Source organism: Curtobacterium sp. MCBA15_013, assembly GCF_001865095.1.
Classification (GTDB): domain Bacteria; phylum Actinomycetota; class Actinomycetes; order Actinomycetales; family Microbacteriaceae; genus Curtobacterium.
Genome location: NZ_MJGQ01000003.1, coordinates 8,631 through 9,992, shown reverse-complemented (window position 1 = coordinate 9,992; position 1,362 = coordinate 8,631). Strand labels below are relative to the sequence as shown.

The 1,362-nt window shown below is 71.7% G+C and carries 2 protein-coding genes; both read left to right on the top strand.

All coding sequences use genetic code 11. The features are described 5' to 3' along the window. The coding region (locus BIV01_RS01985; protein ID WP_175473615.1) for a helix-turn-helix transcriptional regulator at nucleotides 1-463 on the top strand (463 nt) is incomplete at its 5' end. Nucleotides 464-472: 9 nt separating this feature from the next. Continuing rightward, nucleotides 473-1,348: a DUF808 family protein gene (locus BIV01_RS01980; protein WP_071301770.1), complete on the top strand. Its 876-nt coding sequence runs from the start codon at nucleotides 473-475 to the stop codon at nucleotides 1,346-1,348. Nucleotides 1,349-1,362 lie beyond the last annotated feature (14 nt).

Genomic DNA, 1,362 nt, shown 5'->3' with positions numbered 1-1,362 from the left:
ACCGCGCCTCCTGGACCCGACCGCGCCGGAGACGGTCCGCGCACGCTGGAACCAGTCGATCGCGGACGCCGTGGCGGCGGCGTTCGACGCGACGCCGTCGTCGGCACCCACGGTGGCGGTCGGGTCGTCGACGATCCGGTTCGCCAAGGAGTGGATGGTCGCGAACGCCCGCCGGCCGCTCACGGTCGCCCAGGTGAGCGCTGCTGCCGGGGTGAGCGCACGGGGACTGCAGGCCGCCTTCCAGCGGAACGTCGGCGTCCGGCCGATGCAGTTCCTGCGCGAGGCCCGGCTGCACGGGGTCCGCGCCGAACTGCTCGCGGGCGACCCCGAGCGTGTGACGGTCGCCGAGGTCGCGCTGTCGTGGGGGTTCAACCACCTCGGGCGGTTCTCCGGGTACTACGCCGAGGTGTACGGGGAGTCCCCCTCGCAGACCCTGCGCCGACGGGACGCGCCGAGGCCCTAGTCTGAGCGCATGTCAGTCGGTCTGCTCGCCATCGTCGACGACGTGCTCTCCGCGGCCCTCAAGGCCAGCGCCAAGACCGCTGGCGTCGTGATCGACGACGCCGCGGTGACCCCGCAGTACGTGCAGGGGCTCTCGCCCGCGCGCGAGCTGCCGGTCGTGGGGCGGATCGCACTCGGCAGCCTCTTCAACAAGTTCGTCATCATCATCCCGCTCGCGCTGCTGCTCACCGCGTTCGCGCCGTGGGTGCTGCCGTGGCTGCTGCTGCTCGGCGGCACCTACCTGTGCTTCGAGGGGGCCGAGAAGGTCACCGAGTGGTTCGGCGCGCACCACGTCAGCGAGTCCGAGGAGACCGTCGCCGAGCCGAAGCTCGTGTTCGGGGCGATCCGCACGGACCTCATCCTCAGCACCGAGATCATGCTCATCGCCCTCGCCGGACTCGACCCCGACCTCGGGCTCTGGCCGACGCTCGGCGCGCTCATCGTCATCGGGCTCGTCATGACCGGGGCGGTCTACGGCGCCGTGGCCCTGCTCGTGAAGATCGACGACATCGGGCTGCAGATGATGAAGAACAGCGTCCGTCGCACGAGACGGACGGGCGCGCGGATCGTCCGCGCCATGCCGACCGTGTTCCGTGTGATCGGCGTCGTCGGCACGGTGGCCATGCTCTGGGTGGGCGGACACCTCGTGATCGCGAACCTGGCGGAGACCTTCTGGCACGGCCCGTACGACCTGCTGCACGCGATCGAGCACGGCATCGAGGCGACCGGGCCGGTCGTCACGTGGATCGTGGACACCGCGGTGTCGGCGGTGGTCGGGCTCCTGCTCGGCCTGGTGGTCGTCGCCGTCGTGCTGGGCATCGGACGGCTGCGCGGCCGCACCCGCTGAGCGGCCGCGGCCGC